The sequence below is a fragment of the Vibrio sp. HM8-C genome, assembly GCF_058630515.1.
In genome coordinates, this window is record NZ_JBMMKS010000011.1 from 53,043 (window position 1) to 69,125 (window position 16,083).

Below are 16,083 nucleotides of genomic sequence, written 5' to 3' on the forward strand. Positions count from 1 at the left end.
CTAAGGAGATGTTATGAGGAAAATCTGGGCTGGTGCCTTCTCGTTGTTTGCCATTTATGGCTGTAGTACTCAAACCAAACCAGAGACTGAACTCTCCCCCCTTCCTCAAGGTGTTCACTTAGTTGAACAAATTGATTCGACGTCTGACAAAGTAATGATTCCCTATTCTAAATATCGTTTAGACAATGGGTTAACTGTCATTCTTTCTCCGGACCACTCTGATCCTCTAGTGCATGTTGATGTTACTTATCATGTTGGCTCTGCTCGTGAAGAAGTTGGTAAGTCTGGTTTTGCTCATTTTTTTGAACACATGATGTTTCAAGGTTCAAAACATGTTGGAGACCAAGAGCACTTTAAGTTGATTACAGAAGCTGGTGGTTCACTTAATGGTACTACCAACCGAGATCGTACTAATTACTATGAGACTGTACCGTCCAATCAATTGGAAAAGGTATTGTGGTTAGAATCGGATCGTATGGGCTTTTTACTTGATGCCGTTTCACAACGTAAATTCGAGATTCAGAGAGATACTGTCAAGAACGAGCGTGCTCAGAATTATGATAATCGCCCATATGGTCTGATGTGGGAAAAAATGGGTGAGGCAATATATCCAGAAGGGCATCCTTACTCTTGGCAGACAATTGGCTATGTTGAAGATCTCGATAAAGTTGATGTTAACGATCTGAAGGCGTTTTTCCTTCGTTGGTATGGTCCAAACAATGCTGTTCTGACTATCGGCGGGGATATCGATGTGGATGAAACATTAACTTGGGTGAGCCAATACTTTGGTTCTATTCCTAAAGGGCCTGATGTGAAGGATGCTAAAAAGCAACCAGCGGTGTTACCTGAAAACCGTTTCATTACCATGGAAGATCGCATACAGCAGCCTATGGTCGTGATTGGTTGGCCGACATCCTATCGTGGTGCTGATGACCAAATGTCTTTAGATGTACTGTCGAGTGTTCTTGGGAGTGGAACCAATAGCTATCTTTATCAGAATTTAGTTAAAACTCAGAAAGCTGTTAGTGCTGGTTCATTCCACGATTGTTCGGAACTGGCCTGTAATTTCTATGTTTTCGCCATGGCTCCAGCAGGCAATAAAGGCAAATTAGCGCCTTTGTATAAGGAGTTAATGCAAACACTGGAAGAATTCAAAGCTAAGGGAGTTGATGCTGATAGGTTAGAGCAAATTACTGGTATGGCAGAAGCTAACTCTGTATTTGCATTACAAAGCGTGTCAGGAAAAGTAGCTCAGTTAGCTTCCAATGAAACCTTCTACGGTCATCCGGATCGAATCCAAGATCAGCTTGAACAATTAGGCCGTGTTTCTCCGAAAACATTATCTTCGGTATTTAGAAAATATATAGATGGCAAGAGCAAGGTCACCCTTAGCGTTGTACCTAAAGGCAAAACAAGTTATGCCGTGAAAAAAGCGACTTTTGTTACTTCTGAACGCATTATTCCTGAGCACCAGAAACTGACTGAACAACAGTTGGCTTATCGAAATGTGACAGACAACTTTGATCGTTCAGTGATGCCAAAAGTTGCTGAGCCAGTTCAGGCTCATTTGCCATCATTGTATGAGATTTATTTCAACAATGGCGCTGAGCTTTTAGGTACCAAAACATCAGAAACACCGACTGTGGTTATCCAGTTCAAGCTTCCTGCTGGCGAACGACATGTTGCTAGAGGAAAAGAAGGTCTTGCCAATTTAACTGCAGCAATGATGGAGCAAGGCTCAACTTTACGAGATGTTGAAGATATTCAAGCTCAGTTGGATAAGCTAGGTTCAACCATCAGTGTCAGTGCAAACGTCTATTCGACAAGTGTTGTTGTATCTAGTTTAGAGAAGAACTTATCGGAAACGCTTTCTGTAATTGAAGAGGTACTGTTTCAGCCAGGCTTTAAGCAAGAAGATTTTGATCGTATAAAGCAGCAAATGATTCAGGGAATGGTTTTCCAACACCAGCAACCGGAATGGTTAGCATCTCAAGCGACTCGCCAAGTGTTATTTGGTAATTCGATATTTTCTCGCTCTAGCGATGGTACCAATAACTCGATTGCCAACTTGGCACTGGATGACGTAAAGCATTTCTATCGTAAACACTACACACCGAATGGTACTCAAATAGTGGTTGTGGGTGATATCTCAAAACAAGAGCTTCGTAAACAGCTTAACTTTTTCGCCAATTGGAAAGGCGAGGCGTCACCTCTAATTGATCCACAAATTGTTCCTAAATTAACGGGTAGGAAAATTTATCTGGTGGATAAACCAGATTCGCCACAATCCGTTGTTCGTTTAGTTCGACGTGGATTGCCGTTTGACGCAACCGGTGAACTGTATTTGAGCCAATTAGCTAACTTTAATCTGGCTGGAAATTTCAACAGTCGCATTAATCAGAACCTACGCGAAGACAAAGGTTTTACATATGGTGCGAGTAGTTACTTTACCAGCAACCGAGAGGTTGGCGCGGTGGTGTTTAATGCTCAAGTCAGAGCTGATGCAACGGTTGATTCGATTCTCGAGTTACAAAAAGAGATGGCAAAATTCAGTGAGCAAGGCATAACGGATCAGGAGATGGATTTCTTACGATTGGCTGTGGGGCAACAAGATGCGTTGAAATATGAAACTCCAGGGCAAAAAGCTTCCTTGTTAAGCAGCATACTGACTTACAGCTTAGATAAAGACTATTTGCAAGTACGTAATGAGATAGTGAAAACCGTTGATAAATCGACACTAGATCGTATGGCTGCTAAGTGGTTTAACCCCAGCGATTACCAAATCATCGTCGTTGGTGATGCGAAAACGCTCAAGCCTCAACTAGAAAAATTAACTATTCCCGTAGAAGAGCTTGAAATCATCCGCTAGAGTACACATTAAAGAGGAGGCGACGTTCGCGTGCCTCCTGTCTGTTCTGATGGATTTTTCCTCTATAAGGTTGAACCGAAAAAGGAATAGGCCGACTCACTATACATATAAGCGAATCTCATTTTGACTAATTTTGCCGAGCGACTTGAACGAGTTGCAAATAAATCTACAGTATTTCAGCAGTTTGGCCGTGGTGTTGAACGTGAAACATTACGCTATACATCAGATGGTGAGCTGGCTCTGACTCCGCATCCTAATTCATTAGGCAGTGCGCTGACGAACCGTTGGATCACAACGGATTTTTCAGAATCGCTGCTTGAATTTATTACACCAGTTTCAAACGATGTAGCGACCTTGATGTCGCAATTGAAAGATATTCATCATTTTGCTCAAACCAAAATTAATGATGAAAAGCTTTGGCCGCTTTCTATGCCTTGCTACGTTGGCAGTGAAGACGATATTAATCTTGCTCAGTATGGCTCTTCTAATACAGGAAGAATGAAAACTTTGTATCGCGCTGGGCTTAAAAAGCGTTATGGCAGTTTGATGCAGATTATTTCAGGCGTCCATTTTAACTTTTCATTCCCAGACTCATTTTGGGACGCTTTATATGGTGTACAAGATGACGCAGCTCGTCAGGATACGAAATCAGAAGCGTATTTTGCCCTGATTCGTAACTACTACCGTTTTGGTTGGTTGATCCCATATTTCTTCGGTGCATCTCCAGCGCTCTGCTCATCATTTATTCGTGGTCGTGAAACCAAACTGCCTTTTGAAAAGATTGGTGGCAGCTTATACCTTCCTCATGCAACGTCTTTACGTTTGAGTGATTTGGGTTATACCAATAGCGCTCAAAGTGGTTTGAAGATTGGCTTCAATGGTTTGAATCAGTACTTAGAAGGGTTGAATAAAGCCATTCGTACTCCTTCAGAGGAATTTGCTGAAATTGGTGTCAAGGTCGATGGTGAATATCGCCAGCTTAACAGCAACGTTTTGCAAATTGAAAACGAACTGTATGCACCAATTCGTCCAAAACGTGTGGCGAAAAGCGGTGAAAAACCTTCGGAAGCCTTAGCAAGAGGTGGTGTTGAGTACATTGAAGTTCGTTCTTTAGATGTAAACCCATTCAGTCCTGTAGGTGTTACTGAGCAGCAAGTTCGTTTTCTAGACCTATTTTTAACTTGGGCAGCATTGTCTGATTCAGACCCAATGGATAGTTGTGAACTAGAATGTTGGCGCGACAACTGGAACAAAGTGATTGTTCAAGGTCGCCAAGTCGGATTAGAACTACAAATTGGCTGTCACGGTGAGAAGCTATCATTGCAAGCATGGGCAAAACGTGTATTTGCCGATTTACGCCAAATTGCTGAAGTAATGGATGCTGAACTGGGTGGCGATGCTTATCAGCAAGTTTGTAATGAGCTGGAAACTTGGATCGACAACCCTGAAAAAACTCTGTCGGCACAATTGTTAGAACATGTGAAAGCTGCTGGTGGTTTGGGTAAAGCAGGGTGTGCACTAGGTTTACAATATCGCCAACAAAACTTAGATCATCAGTATCAAGCTTACTCGGAAAATTTGATGGAAGAAGAAGTTGCTCGTTCTGTTCAAGAGCAACAGAATATCGAGCAACAAGATAAACTTAGCTTCGATGAGTTCCTCGAACACTATTTTTCTTATCTTAAATAACCAGTTTGCTTACCTTAAATAAGCAAATGAAGCTTCACCATTGAACTTGAGACAGCTATCATTAGCCAATAACTCTAGTTATAAAAAATTTTACATGTTCCGCGCTAGATTTGAGATTCAGCGCCATTGGAGAAAAAGAACAATGCCACTATTAGACAGCTTTACTGTTGACCACACTCGTATGAATGCACCAGCAGTTCGCGTTGCTAAAAATATGCAAACCCCTAAAGGCGATACGATCACTGTTTTTGATTTACGCTTTACTGCGCCAAACAAAGACATTTTGTCTGAGAAAGGTATTCACACACTTGAACATTTATACGCAGGTTTCATGCGTGCACATTTGAACGGTGCAAATGTAGAAATCATCGATATTTCGCCTATGGGCTGTCGTACAGGTTTTTACATGAGCCTAATCGGTGCTCCAAGTGAACAGCAAGTGGCAGATGCATGGCTTGCAGCAATGCAAGACGTGTTGAAAGTGGAATCGCAAAACAAGATCCCTGAGCTAAACGAATATCAATGTGGTACTGCTGCTATGCACTCACTTGAAGAGGCGAAAGAAATCGCTCAGGCTGTGATTGCTGCGGGTATCAGTGTAAACCGTAATGATGAGCTAGCTTTACCTGAAGAAATGCTGAAAGAGTTAAAAATCGACTAACTAATCGTTGATTGATTCGGATAGTAAAAAGGCTTGGGTTAACCAAGCCTTTTTTGTATTTATTGTTTCTGGAATAGTGAATTACACTTTTTTCGGTTTACGAGGGTGAACTCGTACCAATTTAATGCGGTTTTCTTCCAATTCGACAATTTCCATTGGGTGATTTGCGACTTTTACACTGATTTGGCTCGCTGGAATCTCTTCAAGATGCTCTAAGATAAGACCGTTCAAAGTTCTTGGACCATCAGTTGGAAGCTTCCATTTCAAGCTCTTGTTAATGTCACGAATATTTGCGCTCCCCTCAATTAGGAAACTACCATCACCTTGCGGTGTGATCTCTTCGGATAAGCTTGGTGCGATTGAGGTAGTGAATTCACCCACAATCTCTTCCAGAATGTCTTCCAAAGTAATCAAACCGATAATATCGCCGTACTCATCAACAACCAGGCCAATACGCTCTTTATTACGTTGGAATTTAAGTAGCTGAACGTTAAGAGGCGTACTTTCCGGAATGTAGTAGATCTCGTCTGCAGCTCGCAGAATTGTCTCTTTATTCAGTTCGCTTTTCTCTAGCATAAAGCGAGAGGCTTCACGTAAGCGCAGGATACCAACCGCTTCGTCAATCTGATCACGGTACAACACCACTCGTCCGTGAGGAGAGTGAGTTAACTGGCGAACAATTGATTTCCAATCGTCGTTGATGTTGATACCTGTGATTTCATTGCGAGGAATCATGATGTCATTCACTGTGACGTGCTCAAGGTCAAGAATCGACAAAAGCATATCTTGGTGGCGACGCGGAATAAGACCACCCGCTTCGTTTACCACAGTACGTAGCTCTTCTGAACTTAGGTGATCATCGCCACTGCTTAAGTTCTTCACACCTAACAGACGAATGAAACCATTGGTAATGAAGTTGACGAAAACGACCAGTGGTGCAAAAACCTTCATCAGTATGGTTAGTAGAACACTACTTGCGTAAGAGACTTTTTCAGGGAACAGAGCGGCCAATGTTTTTGGTGTCACTTCCGCAAAAACAAGCACCACTAGTGTTAGAACACCAGTTGCGATTGCTACTCCGTAGTCACCATAAAGACGCATACCAATTATGGTTGCGATTGCAGAAGCAAGAATGTTGACTAGGTTATTACCGATAAGAATGAGGCCAATAAGACGGTCTGGACGACTCAGTAATTTCTCAACTCGTTTAGCTCCTTTATGCCCTGTGTTGGCGAGGTGCTTTAAACGATAACGGTTGAGAGACATCATGCCTGTCTCAGAACCGGAAAAATAGGCAGAAATAACGATAAGACACGCAAGCAGCGCAAATAAAATACCCGTAGAGATATCGTCCAAAACGATCTTTTTCCTTATAACAGATGTAGGTAAATAAACTTTAGTAATTAATGGATTATGATAAGCGCTAAGTCAATAAAGACAAAACGCGAAATTTTACTCAGCTCAGGATTATTTCTCTGACAAATCGGCTACCAAAATAAGCCAAAGTCAGCAAAGTCGCACCAGCAATTGCAAACCAAGTTACTTTTCTGCCTCGCCAACCTTTTTGGTAGTGTCCCCAAAGCAAAATCGAATATACCACCCAAGCAATAAATGAAAGGATAGCTTTATGGGCTTTGCCTTGAGCAAACATATCCTGAACAAAGACAAAACCAGTAATCAGAGTACCAGTTAGTAGTAGGTTGCCAATCAGAATTATCTTAAATAGCTGGCGTTCAACCATCAGTAATGGTGGCAAATTAGGGTTAATTGCTAAAGCTTTTTTCTTTTTCAATTTGTAATCAAGCCAAGCAAGCTGCAAGGCGTACAATGCACCAATAGATAGTGTTGAATATGAAAACAGTGCTAGAGATATATGCACCAGCAATTTCGGATCATTTTCTAAGTGAGTGATGAAAGTACTCGGTAAGAATGCAGCGGCAGACAAATTGATTGCCGAAAAGCTATAAACAACGGGTAGCAAAAACCATAAGCGAGTTTTAAACATCGCTACACTCATGACTAAAGAGATAATAAAGCTAATCAGAGAGGCTACATTGAGCATGCTTAAATTCTGCCCAGTAACATTGATAATGAGGTCTCCAAGTAGCCAAGCATGAAAAACAAGCGCTAAGAAAGCAGAAATAAAAACGGATTTTGCTCTTATCCCTGTTTGATTGACTAGGCTAGGCACTATTGTTGCGATAGCTAAAACGTACAGTAAAGTTGCAACGATAGCGATTAAGTTATCCATACTTCTCACATAAATGGCTGCTGAATTAGCGAATTATACATTGCCTAACCCTAATGAGCTACGGTGGATCTTGATTGATTTTTGAGAGTTGAGATCTCGCAAAGTTAACCCAATCTAGAAGACAAACCTCAATGTTCCCAGTTATAGAGATGTCTGTGTTCCCTGTTATGGGGATTAGGGTATGCCTATGGACTTGGCTAAGGTATACTCACAACAATTAATCGCCGTACCGCGAAGAGAATAAAGATGTTTGAGAATTTAACGGATCGACTATCCAAAACGCTGAAAAATATCAGCGGTAAAGGACGTCTTACTGAAGACAATATTAAAGATACCCTGCGTGAAGTCCGCATGGCGCTATTGGAAGCGGACGTTGCGCTTCCTGTTGTTCGCGATTTCGTAAACCGTGTTAAAGAGAGCGCGGTAGGTGTTGAAGTTTCTAAATCGCTGACCCCAGGCCAAGAATTTATCAAGATCGTACGTAGCGAACTTGAAAAGGTGATGGGTGAATCCAATCAAGCGTTAAACCTTGCAGCTCAGCCGCCAGCAGTAATCTTGATGGCGGGTTTACAAGGTGCAGGTAAAACAACCAGCGTTGGTAAACTCTCTAAGCTTTTAAAAGAGCGCGACAAGAAGAAAGTTCTGGTGGTGTCTGCCGACGTTTATCGCCCTGCGGCGATAAAACAGCTAGAAACGCTAGCAACCGATCTTGGTGTTGATTTCTTCCCATCTTCAGCAGACCAAAAGCCAATTGATATTGCTAATGCCGCGATCGATCACGCTAAGAAAAAATTCTACGACGTATTAATTGTCGATACCGCAGGTCGTCTTGCTATCGACGAGCAAATGATGTCGGAAATCCAAGACCTGCACAAAGCTATCGATCCAGTAGAAACACTGTTTGTTGTCGATGCAATGACGGGGCAAGATGCAGCAAACACGGCGAAAGCATTTGGTGATGCACTTCCTTTGACGGGCGTGATTCTGACCAAAGTCGATGGTGATGCTCGTGGTGGTGCAGCTTTATCTGTACGTCATATTACTGGTAAACCAATCAAGTTCTTGGGTGTGGGTGAGAAAACCGATGCTCTAGAGCCTTTCCATCCTGATCGTGTTGCATCACGTATTCTTGGTATGGGTGACGTACTGTCACTGATTGAAGATTTACAGCGCAACGTTGACCAAGAAAAAGCAGAAAAGCTGGCTAAGAAGTTCAAAGAGAAGAAAGGTTTTGACCTAGAAGATTTCCGTGAACAGCTTGGACAAATGAAAAATATGGGTGGCATGATGGGAATGCTGGATAAGCTTCCAGGCATGTCTCAATTACCTGCTGGCGTTAAAGATAAAGTTGACGATGGCATGTTCAAACAAATGGAAGCTATTATCAGCTCAATGACGATGAAAGAACGTCAGAATCCTGATTTGATTAAAGGCTCCCGTAAAAAACGTATCGCGTCAGGCTCTGGTGTTCAGGTGCAGGACGTTAACCGCCTATTGAAGCAGTTCACTCAGATGCAAAAGATGATGAAAAAAATGCAAAAAGGCGGAATGAAAGGAATGATGCGCAACATGCAAGGCATGATGGGCGGAATGGGTGGTATGGGCGGAGGCGGTGGCTTCTTCGGTCGCTAAGCTTAAAAACTAACCTAATCTTTCAAACTGTTATCAAGGTCACGGTAATTTATCTCTGCTTTTGGTGGTGAAAAATTAGCTAAAAACCTTGCAAAGCCTCGGAATAAGAGTAAAATTCCGGGGCTTTATTTTGGCACGAGACCCCAAGCTGTTTTATCTAAAACGGTTACTGGGGTTAATTTTATTTTTGAGAAAGCAAAGAGGACGACATGGTAACCATTCGTTTGGCACGTCACGGCGCTAAGAAGCGTCCATTCTATCAAATCGTTGTTGCAGATAGCCGCAACTCAGCTACTGGCCGCTTCATCGAGAAAGTAGGTTTCTTTAACCCTACTGCTACTGGTCAAGAAGAAGGCCTACGTCTAGATCTAGATCGCGTGAACCATTGGGTTTCACAAGGCGCATCTCTATCTGATCGCGTAGCTAAACTAGTAAAAGACGCTCAAAAAGCTGCTTAATTCTTACATTTAGTGAGTAACTAGTTTATGTCGATGAAAGGTAATGAAACGATGAGCAAACAAAGCGAGAAAATTGTTGTAGGCAAGTTTGGTGCTACTTACGGCATTCGTGGTTGGCTTAAAGTTTTTTCCTATACAGACAATCCGGAAAGTATTTTTGATTATGCCCCTTGGTTTGTTAACCAAAAGGGTGTGTCAGTTGAATACAAAGTGGAAGGTTGGAAGCGCCACAACAAAGGGCTTGTAGTTAAACTTGCAGGTCTCGATGTTCGTGAAGATGCGCACTTACTGACTAACTTTGAAATTTCAATTGACCCTGCGGTACTACCAGAATTGCCAGAAGATGAATTCTACTGGCGCGAATTGTTCGGCATGCAAGTGGTAACGACCGAAGGCTACGACCTAGGTAAAGTTACAGACATGCTAGAAACAGGCTCGAACGATGTTCTCGTAGTTAAAGCAAATCTGAAAGATGCTTTCGGACAAAAGGAACGATTAATTCCGTTCCTTGAAGAGCAAGTGATCAAGAATATTGATCGCACGGCTCAACGGATCGAAGTTGACTGGGATCCAGCGTTTTAACTCTGAAATATAAGGCAAAGAACACATGTGGGTTGGCGTAATAAGCCTATTTCCTGAAATGTTCCGCAGCATTACAGATTTTGGAGTCACAGGCCAAGCGGTAAAAAAAGGGTTGTTGTCCATTGAGACTTGGAATCCACGCGATTTCACTCACGACAAACGTCGCACTGTCGATGATAAGCCCTACGGTGGTGGCCCTGGTATGTTGATGATGGTACAGCCTTTGCGCGATGCTATTCATACTGCCAAGCAAGCCGCACCGGGAAAGACGAAAGTCATATACCTCTCTCCTCAAGGTCGTAAGCTCGACCAAAAAGGTGTAGAAGAACTTGCTACTAATAAGAACTTGGTTCTTATTTGTGGGCGGTACGAAGGGGTAGATGAACGCATTATCGAATCTGAAGTTGACGAAGAATGGTCAATTGGGGATTTCGTAATGACGGGTGGGGAAATCCCAGCTATGACGTTGATTGACTCAGTGTCTCGGTTTATACCGGGTGTACTTGGAGATTTCGCGTCTGCAGAAGAAGATTCTTTTGCCAATGGCTTGTTAGATTGTCCGCACTATACACGTCCTGAAGTGTTAGACGGAAAAGAGGTACCTTTGGTGCTGAAATCTGGAAATCATGAGGACATTCGTCGCTGGCGACTTAAATCGTCGCTGGGCCGAACTTGGTTAAGACGTCCGGAGCTCCTGGAAAACCTAGCTCTGACTGACGAACAGGAACAATTGCTGGCTGAGTTCATTAAAGAAACTCGGGATAACCAGTAACCTATTAAATTTAGTATCAGTTTATTCTAGGAATTTAAAAAATGAGTAACATCATCAAAGCTCTTGAGCAAGAGCAAATGAAACAAGACCTACCTAAATTTGCACCAGGTGACACTGTTGTAGTTCAAGTTAAGGTAAAAGAAGGTGATCGTGAGCGTCTACAGGCATTCGAAGGTGTTGTAATCGCTATCCGTAACCGTGGTCTACACTCAGCATTCACTGTACGTAAGATTTCTAACGGTGAAGGTGTTGAACGTACGTTCCAAACTCACTCTCCTGCTATCGGCGGAATTGAAGTTAAACGTCGCGGTGCAGTACGTCGTGCCAAGTTGTACTACCTGCGTGAGCGTTCTGGTAAGTCTGCTCGTATTAAAGAGAAACTTGCTAAGAAGTAATACTTCATATCGCATTCTCATAGAAAAAACGGAGCCATTTGGCTCCGTTTTTTTATGTGCGTTTTTAACTCAGCGCTTTTAAAACTATCGTAGATCTACTTTGATTGGTTCCGTTTAGTTATTCGCGAGTGTCTTCTGAAATAGTTACAGGTACGGTGATTTCCTCGCCTTTACGCAATAAAGTAAAGTTGGCTACGGTTCCAGGTCTTAAGTTGGTGACAATATCCATCACGCTTTGGCGACCGTTAATTTTATGCTCGTCGATCTTTAAAATAATATCTCGAGGTTCAAATCCAGCTTTCGCTGCCGGACCATTTGGATCTACGGCCAAAATAACAATACCGCCAATGTGTTCACTGCCTAATAAACGGGAGGTCACAGAGTTAATGTCTTGCCCGTCGACACCTATATAACCGCGAATCACTCGGCCATCAGCAATGATCTTTTCCATGATTGTGTTAGCTAGGGAGTAGGGTATAGCAAATGAAATACCGTATGTTTCTAGATCCGTTGCTTGTTGGAAAGAGGCCGTGTTAATCCCCACTAGCTCTCCTTGAGTATTGACCAATGCACCACCAGAGTTGCCTTCATTGATAGCCGCATCGGTCTGAATAAATGCTTGGCGACCATCGGCGCTGATTGATGAACGCCCTGTTGCCGAAATAATGCCAAATGTCGTTGTTTGACCGAGGTTGTAAGGGTTACCTATCGCTAATACAACATCGCCTACTTTAGCCTGATATTTCGGGTTTAAAGGAATAACAGGAAGGTTGCTACCTTCAACTCGTAAAATGGCGATGTCTGTTCTTCTATCTTTACCAACTAATTGAGCTGCGGCTACGCGTCCATCTTGCAGTGCCACGATTATTTGATCGGCTTGTGCAACCACGTGATAGTTAGTGATGATGTAGCCTTTTTCACTCACGATCACTCCTGAACCTAGTCCTTGGGTAGAAAGCTTGCTGCGATCATTCTCGGTATATTTACGGCTATAGATGTTGACGACAGCTGGTGCAGCTTTACTGACTGCCCCATTAAAAGTTATTTGTAAGGAGGTAATGTCGGCAGGCGTATTGCTTCGTTTTGGAATAATGTTTTCACGTAAAGATGGCATGGCGGCGACGATAATTGCAGCAGTAACCAAGCCAATAACAACAGAACGAAGTAAAACTTTTAGCATAAATTCCCCAGAAGTAGCCAAGCCAATTGAGTGAGTTTTAAATAGTTGTATCCCAAGAAGTTTGGGTGAGTTTTATAAACACGAAGAATAGCATTACCTAGACAAATAACAAAAGGACCACATGCAATTGTGGTCCTCTTTATTAGCTTAATCAGAACATCAGCTATTGTTGTATGTTGGCTTTAAGCTTATCGAACGACTAGATAGATAGTGCGGTCGCCACGTTGAATATTAAGAGCAAGAATGCTTGGATTTTTATCCATAATTGCTCGTAAATCGGCGATATTTTTCACACGTTGTCTGTTTACTCCAATAATGATGTCATCGGTTTGAAGCTGGTAACTTTCCGCTGGAGAGTCTTTAGCAACGCTAGTCACTTTGACACCTTCAATTGTGTCAGTTGATGTGGTGTTGCTTAACTCAGCACCTTGTAATCCATGATGCAGTTTGTCTGCTTTGGTTTTGGTATTGGTTGCTTCACCCAGTGTGACTTCGTAGGTTTTCTCTTTACCCTCACGAATGACACCCAGTTTAACTGTTTTGCCTGCTCCTAGCGTTGCGACTTTCGCTCGTAGCTCTGAGAAGGTTTCTATTTTCTTACCGTTAACGGAAACAACGATATCACCTGCTTTAAGTCCAGCTTTATCTGCTGCACTATCTGGAACTACTTGGCTAACGAACGCGCCTTTAGTTGAAGAATACCCCATAGCTTCAGCAAGCTCAGAAGTGACTTCACCACCTTGAACGCCTAACATGCCGCGTTTAACTTCGCCAAATTCAAGAATTTGGCTGGTTAGGTTTTTCATCATGTTAGAAGGGATTGAGAAACCAATTCCCACGTTTCCGCCATTAGGGCCAAGAATAGCGGTGTTGATACCGATAAGTTCACCATTTAGGTTTACTAATGCGCCGCCAGAGTTGCCACTGTTAATCGCAGCATCTGTTTGAATAAAGTTCTCGAAGTTTTCAATATTTAAACCACTTCTACCTAGTGCGGAAACAATACCTGAAGTGACGGTCTGACCAAGACCAAATGGGTTACCGATTGCTACAGCGAAATCGCCGACTCGAAGTTGATCTGAATCTGCAATCTTAATTTGCGTTAGGTTTTCAGCTTTTTCCAATTTTAGTAGCGCAATATCAGACATCTCATCGCCGCCAACTAGCTCCGCATTGAGTTCACGTCCATCATGAAGTTTAACGCGGATTTTCTCTGCATTATTAATAACGTGATAGTTGGTGACGACATAACCTTTACCCGCGTCAATGATAACGCCCGAGCCTAGAGCTCTGAATGGACGCTCTTGCATCTGTTCAACGGGGAAGTCAGGACCAAAGAAGAATCGGAATTGCTCTGGAACTCTTTGTCGAGAGACTTGAGTACCTTCTACTGCAATGCTTACCACTGCCGGTGTTACTGTTTCGAGCATAGGTGCCAAGCTCGGCATTTGCTCTCCATTCACAGTTAAAGGCAGTGCCGCAGTAGCCGGCATTGGTGCAATGATAGAACTTAAGCTTAAGGATAGAACCGTTAAAGCAAGCAAAGGTTTTTTCATCATGAAACTCCTCATAGATAATTATCTGGTCGTGATTAATATTTGTGCTAAATATCAAACTTCAACAGACTCAGTGAGAGTTATGACTCAAAAACCTTTGCAAAGTTCATTGGAGATTAACTGTTATCAATATGAGTATCAATTAACTCGCTTTGACATCGATAACTTCAGAAGAGCGTAGAATCGCTTTCTCTTCAGTTTTTAGTAGTCCAGTTGCACCTAAAGCGTAATCTTTAGGTTGTTCTTCAAGAGCTTCATCTGAAGTGCTCTCTACTTTTTGTTGAGCAATTTGCTTAACAAATGGGTTGTCTTGTTCAGGCAAGTTTGGAAGTAACTCGCTAGAGGTCTTCGACATATGCTGATACAGCTTCGTGTAGTCTTTACCAAGTGTGTCAAGCATCTCGGCCGTTTGGGCAAAATGATCTGCGAGTTCTTGACGTTGTTGTTCAAGTGCATACTTTGTGCTGTCTAAATCTTTTTGTAAGGATTTTTGAGCCTTATATTGAGGCGTGGTTAAACGAGAAATCACAACGCCAGCTACAAGGCCGACTAACAATCCAACAATGGCATAAATCCAAGGCATAACAGCTCCTTATTGTTGTTATTTAACATGTTTTTCACCAATTGGTTACACATGCGCTTGTCTCATGGTACTATGACTGCCCGAATGGATAAAGCAAAAAGCATGTGCTCTACATTGCAGTTTCTTCCCCTCTTTCTTTGAGCAGATAGTCATGACTCCGAAGCAACGATACGAACAAGATTTAAAACGATCGGATTTTCAACAAGATGAAGCACAAGCTATGGCTGTAAATGCCCTAGATGAGCTTTATCATCAGTTAATTGATTACCTCAATACTCCAGTGGTCAAACCATCTCGCTGGCAAAAACTGTTAGGGAAAAAAGAAGAAAAACCACAGCTGCCTAAAGGATTGTATTTTTGGGGGGGAGTAGGGAGAGGTAAAACTTATCTGATGGATACGTTTTTTGATGCTTTGCCTACCGATAAGAAAATGCGAGTGCATTTTCATCGCTTTATGTACCGAGTACATGATGAATTAAAGCTGCTTGATGATGTCAGTGACCCACTTGAGATTGTTGCAGATAAATTCAGTAAAGAAGCAGTCATTATCTGTTTTGATGAATTCTTTGTCTCGGATATTACTGATGCAATGATTTTAGGTACGTTATTCCAAGCTCTATTTCATCGTGGAGTTGTTTTAGTTGCTACCTCGAATATTCCGCCACAAGACCTTTACCGTAATGGATTACAACGTGCTCGTTTCCTACCTGCAATCGCCTTAATCGAAAAGCACTGTCATATTTTGAATGTTGATAGTGGCGTAGATTATCGTTTAAGAACACTACAACAAGCAGAAATCTATCATTATCCTCTCGATGCTAAAGCTTCCGAGAATCTCAATAAGTATTACGGGCAATTGGTGGGTAGTGAAAAGCCGAAACAACATCAAATAGAAGTGAATCATCGAACGATTGATGTCATAGAAGCGAACGACGGTTTGCTTTATGCTTCATTTGAGCAGCTTTGCCAGACTGCTCGTAGCCAAAATGATTATATAGAGTTGTCCAAGCTCTATCACACGGTGTTACTCGCTGACGTTAAGCAGATGGATCGATCTATTGATGATGCTGCGCGACGTTTTATTGCTTTGGTCGACGAATTTTATGAGCGCAATGTAAAACTCATTATTTCTGCTGAAGTTCCTTTAGAGGAGCTTTATACGCACGGGCAGTTAGAGTTTGAATTCAAGCGTTGTCAGTCGCGTTTAATCGAGATGCAAAGCCATGATTATTTGGCTCAGGAACACTTAGCGTAAGCCTTTCTGTATTGATAAGGAAAAATTACTTTTTTGTATAAAAAGAGGTGATTTTTCCTTCACTCTTCTTTATAATCCTGCGACCCACCGTTACTGCAGGTCTTTTTAGACCGGGAGTACCACCCACTCGAAGGGGTGTTGTCTGGGCTCTTAGACAGTGGGAGCAATATGCTCCTTTAAGTGTAAATTTTAATTAACGG

General features: G+C 42.3%; 14 protein-coding genes. 9 read left to right on the plus strand and 5 right to left on the minus strand.

What is annotated here, in order from left to right:
• Positions 1-13: 13 nt before the first annotated feature.
• The 3 genes from ACOSVQ_RS13480 (at position 14) to luxS (ending at position 5,219) form a co-directional block, all read left to right on the plus strand.
• A complete protein-coding gene (locus ACOSVQ_RS13480) occupies positions 14-2,869 on the plus strand; it encodes a M16 family metallopeptidase (RefSeq protein WP_491983052.1) in 2,856 nt (951 codons plus the stop codon).
• Positions 2,870-2,992: 123 nt separating this feature from the next.
• Entirely contained in the window at positions 2,993-4,558 is a 1,566-nt protein-coding gene (gene gshA / locus ACOSVQ_RS13485) for a glutamate--cysteine ligase (RefSeq protein WP_491983053.1), read from the plus strand.
• Between the two features lie 142 nt (positions 4,559-4,700).
• Positions 4,701-5,219 (plus strand): S-ribosylhomocysteine lyase, encoded by a 519-nt coding sequence (gene luxS / locus ACOSVQ_RS13490; protein WP_491983054.1) that lies wholly within the window; start codon positions 4,701-4,703, stop codon positions 5,217-5,219.
• A gap of 81 nt (positions 5,220-5,300) precedes the next feature.
• Here luxS and ACOSVQ_RS13495 read toward each other — a convergent pair whose 3' ends face one another.
• Together ACOSVQ_RS13495 and ACOSVQ_RS13500 are read right to left on the minus strand one after the other, a co-directional pair.
• Positions 5,301-6,575: an HlyC/CorC family transporter gene (locus ACOSVQ_RS13495; protein ID WP_491983055.1), complete on the minus strand. Its 1,275-nt coding sequence runs from the start codon at positions 6,573-6,575 to the stop codon at positions 5,301-5,303.
• A 100-nt stretch (positions 6,576-6,675) separates the two neighbouring features.
• On the minus strand, positions 6,676-7,470 hold the full coding sequence (locus tag ACOSVQ_RS13500) for a cytochrome C assembly family protein (protein WP_491983056.1): 795 nt from the start codon (positions 7,468-7,470) through the stop codon (positions 6,676-6,678).
• Between the two features lie 246 nt (positions 7,471-7,716).
• Here ACOSVQ_RS13500 and ffh point away from each other — a divergent pair, with 246 nt between their 5' ends.
• From ffh to rplS, 5 genes are all read left to right on the plus strand, one after another.
• Positions 7,717-9,102: a signal recognition particle protein gene (gene ffh / locus ACOSVQ_RS13505; protein WP_491983057.1), complete on the plus strand. Its 1,386-nt coding sequence runs from the start codon at positions 7,717-7,719 to the stop codon at positions 9,100-9,102.
• Positions 9,103-9,311: 209 nt separating this feature from the next.
• Positions 9,312-9,560 (plus strand): 30S ribosomal protein S16, encoded by a 249-nt coding sequence (rpsP, locus tag ACOSVQ_RS13510; protein ID WP_491983058.1) that lies wholly within the window; start codon positions 9,312-9,314, stop codon positions 9,558-9,560.
• Between the two features lie 27 nt (positions 9,561-9,587).
• Positions 9,588-10,142: a ribosome maturation factor RimM gene (rimM, locus tag ACOSVQ_RS13515; RefSeq protein ID WP_491983059.1), complete on the plus strand. Its 555-nt coding sequence runs from the start codon at positions 9,588-9,590 to the stop codon at positions 10,140-10,142.
• A gap of 25 nt (positions 10,143-10,167) precedes the next feature.
• Positions 10,168-10,914 (plus strand): tRNA (guanosine(37)-N1)-methyltransferase TrmD, encoded by a 747-nt coding sequence (gene trmD, locus ACOSVQ_RS13520; protein ID WP_491983060.1) that lies wholly within the window; start codon positions 10,168-10,170, stop codon positions 10,912-10,914.
• Between the two features lie 41 nt (positions 10,915-10,955).
• Entirely contained in the window at positions 10,956-11,309 is a 354-nt protein-coding gene (rplS, locus tag ACOSVQ_RS13525; RefSeq protein WP_102940491.1) for a 50S ribosomal protein L19, read from the plus strand.
• Positions 11,310-11,427: 118 nt separating this feature from the next.
• On the opposite strand, the gene degS is transcribed toward rplS, so the two are convergent.
• The 3 genes from degS to zapG form a co-directional block, all read right to left on the minus strand.
• Complete coding sequence (degS, locus tag ACOSVQ_RS13530) at positions 11,428-12,489, minus strand: outer membrane-stress sensor serine endopeptidase DegS (protein ID WP_491983061.1); 1,062 nt, start codon at positions 12,487-12,489, stop codon at positions 11,428-11,430.
• A 188-nt stretch (positions 12,490-12,677) separates the two neighbouring features.
• The gene (locus ACOSVQ_RS13535; RefSeq protein ID WP_491983146.1) at positions 12,678-14,045 is read right to left on the minus strand and encodes a Do family serine endopeptidase; all 1,368 of its coding nucleotides are present in this window, start codon (positions 14,043-14,045) and stop codon (positions 12,678-12,680) included.
• A gap of 142 nt (positions 14,046-14,187) precedes the next feature.
• Positions 14,188-14,628 carry a Z-ring associated protein ZapG gene (gene zapG, locus ACOSVQ_RS13540; protein WP_491983062.1) on the minus strand — a complete coding sequence of 147 codons (441 nt, stop codon included), beginning with the start codon at positions 14,626-14,628 and terminating at the stop codon, positions 14,188-14,190.
• A 151-nt stretch (positions 14,629-14,779) separates the two neighbouring features.
• Between zapG and zapE the strand changes: the two genes are divergently transcribed.
• Positions 14,780-15,883, plus strand: coding sequence for a cell division protein ZapE (zapE, locus tag ACOSVQ_RS13545; RefSeq protein ID WP_491983063.1), 1,104 nt, complete (start codon positions 14,780-14,782; stop codon positions 15,881-15,883).
• The last annotated feature ends 200 nt before the right edge of the window (positions 15,884-16,083 follow it).

Excerpts from the sequence above, each read along its gene's own strand:
- ACOSVQ_RS13500 (WP_491983056.1), bottom strand. The coding sequence starts at position 7,470 with ATGGATAACTTAATCGCTATCGTTGCAACTTTACTGTACGTTTTAGCT.
- ACOSVQ_RS13480 (WP_491983052.1), top strand. The coding sequence starts at position 14 with ATGAGGAAAATCTGGGCTGGTGCCTTCTCGTTGTTTGCCATTTATGGC.
- trmD (WP_491983060.1), top strand. The coding sequence starts at position 10,168 with ATGTGGGTTGGCGTAATAAGCCTATTTCCTGAAATGTTCCGCAGCATT.
- degS (WP_491983061.1), bottom strand. The coding sequence starts at position 12,489 with ATGCTAAAAGTTTTACTTCGTTCTGTTGTTATTGGCTTGGTTACTGCT.
- rplS (WP_102940491.1), top strand. The coding sequence starts at position 10,956 with ATGAGTAACATCATCAAAGCTCTTGAGCAAGAGCAAATGAAACAAGAC.
- zapG (WP_491983062.1), bottom strand. The coding sequence starts at position 14,628 with ATGCCTTGGATTTATGCCATTGTTGGATTGTTAGTCGGCCTTGTAGCT.
- ffh (WP_491983057.1), top strand. The coding sequence starts at position 7,717 with ATGTTTGAGAATTTAACGGATCGACTATCCAAAACGCTGAAAAATATC.
- luxS (WP_491983054.1), top strand. The coding sequence starts at position 4,701 with ATGCCACTATTAGACAGCTTTACTGTTGACCACACTCGTATGAATGCA.
- zapE (WP_491983063.1), top strand. The coding sequence starts at position 14,780 with ATGACTCCGAAGCAACGATACGAACAAGATTTAAAACGATCGGATTTT.
- rimM (WP_491983059.1), top strand. The coding sequence starts at position 9,588 with ATGTCGATGAAAGGTAATGAAACGATGAGCAAACAAAGCGAGAAAATT.
- ACOSVQ_RS13535 (WP_491983146.1), bottom strand. The coding sequence starts at position 14,045 with ATGAAAAAACCTTTGCTTGCTTTAACGGTTCTATCCTTAAGCTTAAGT.
- rpsP (WP_491983058.1), top strand. The coding sequence starts at position 9,312 with ATGGTAACCATTCGTTTGGCACGTCACGGCGCTAAGAAGCGTCCATTC.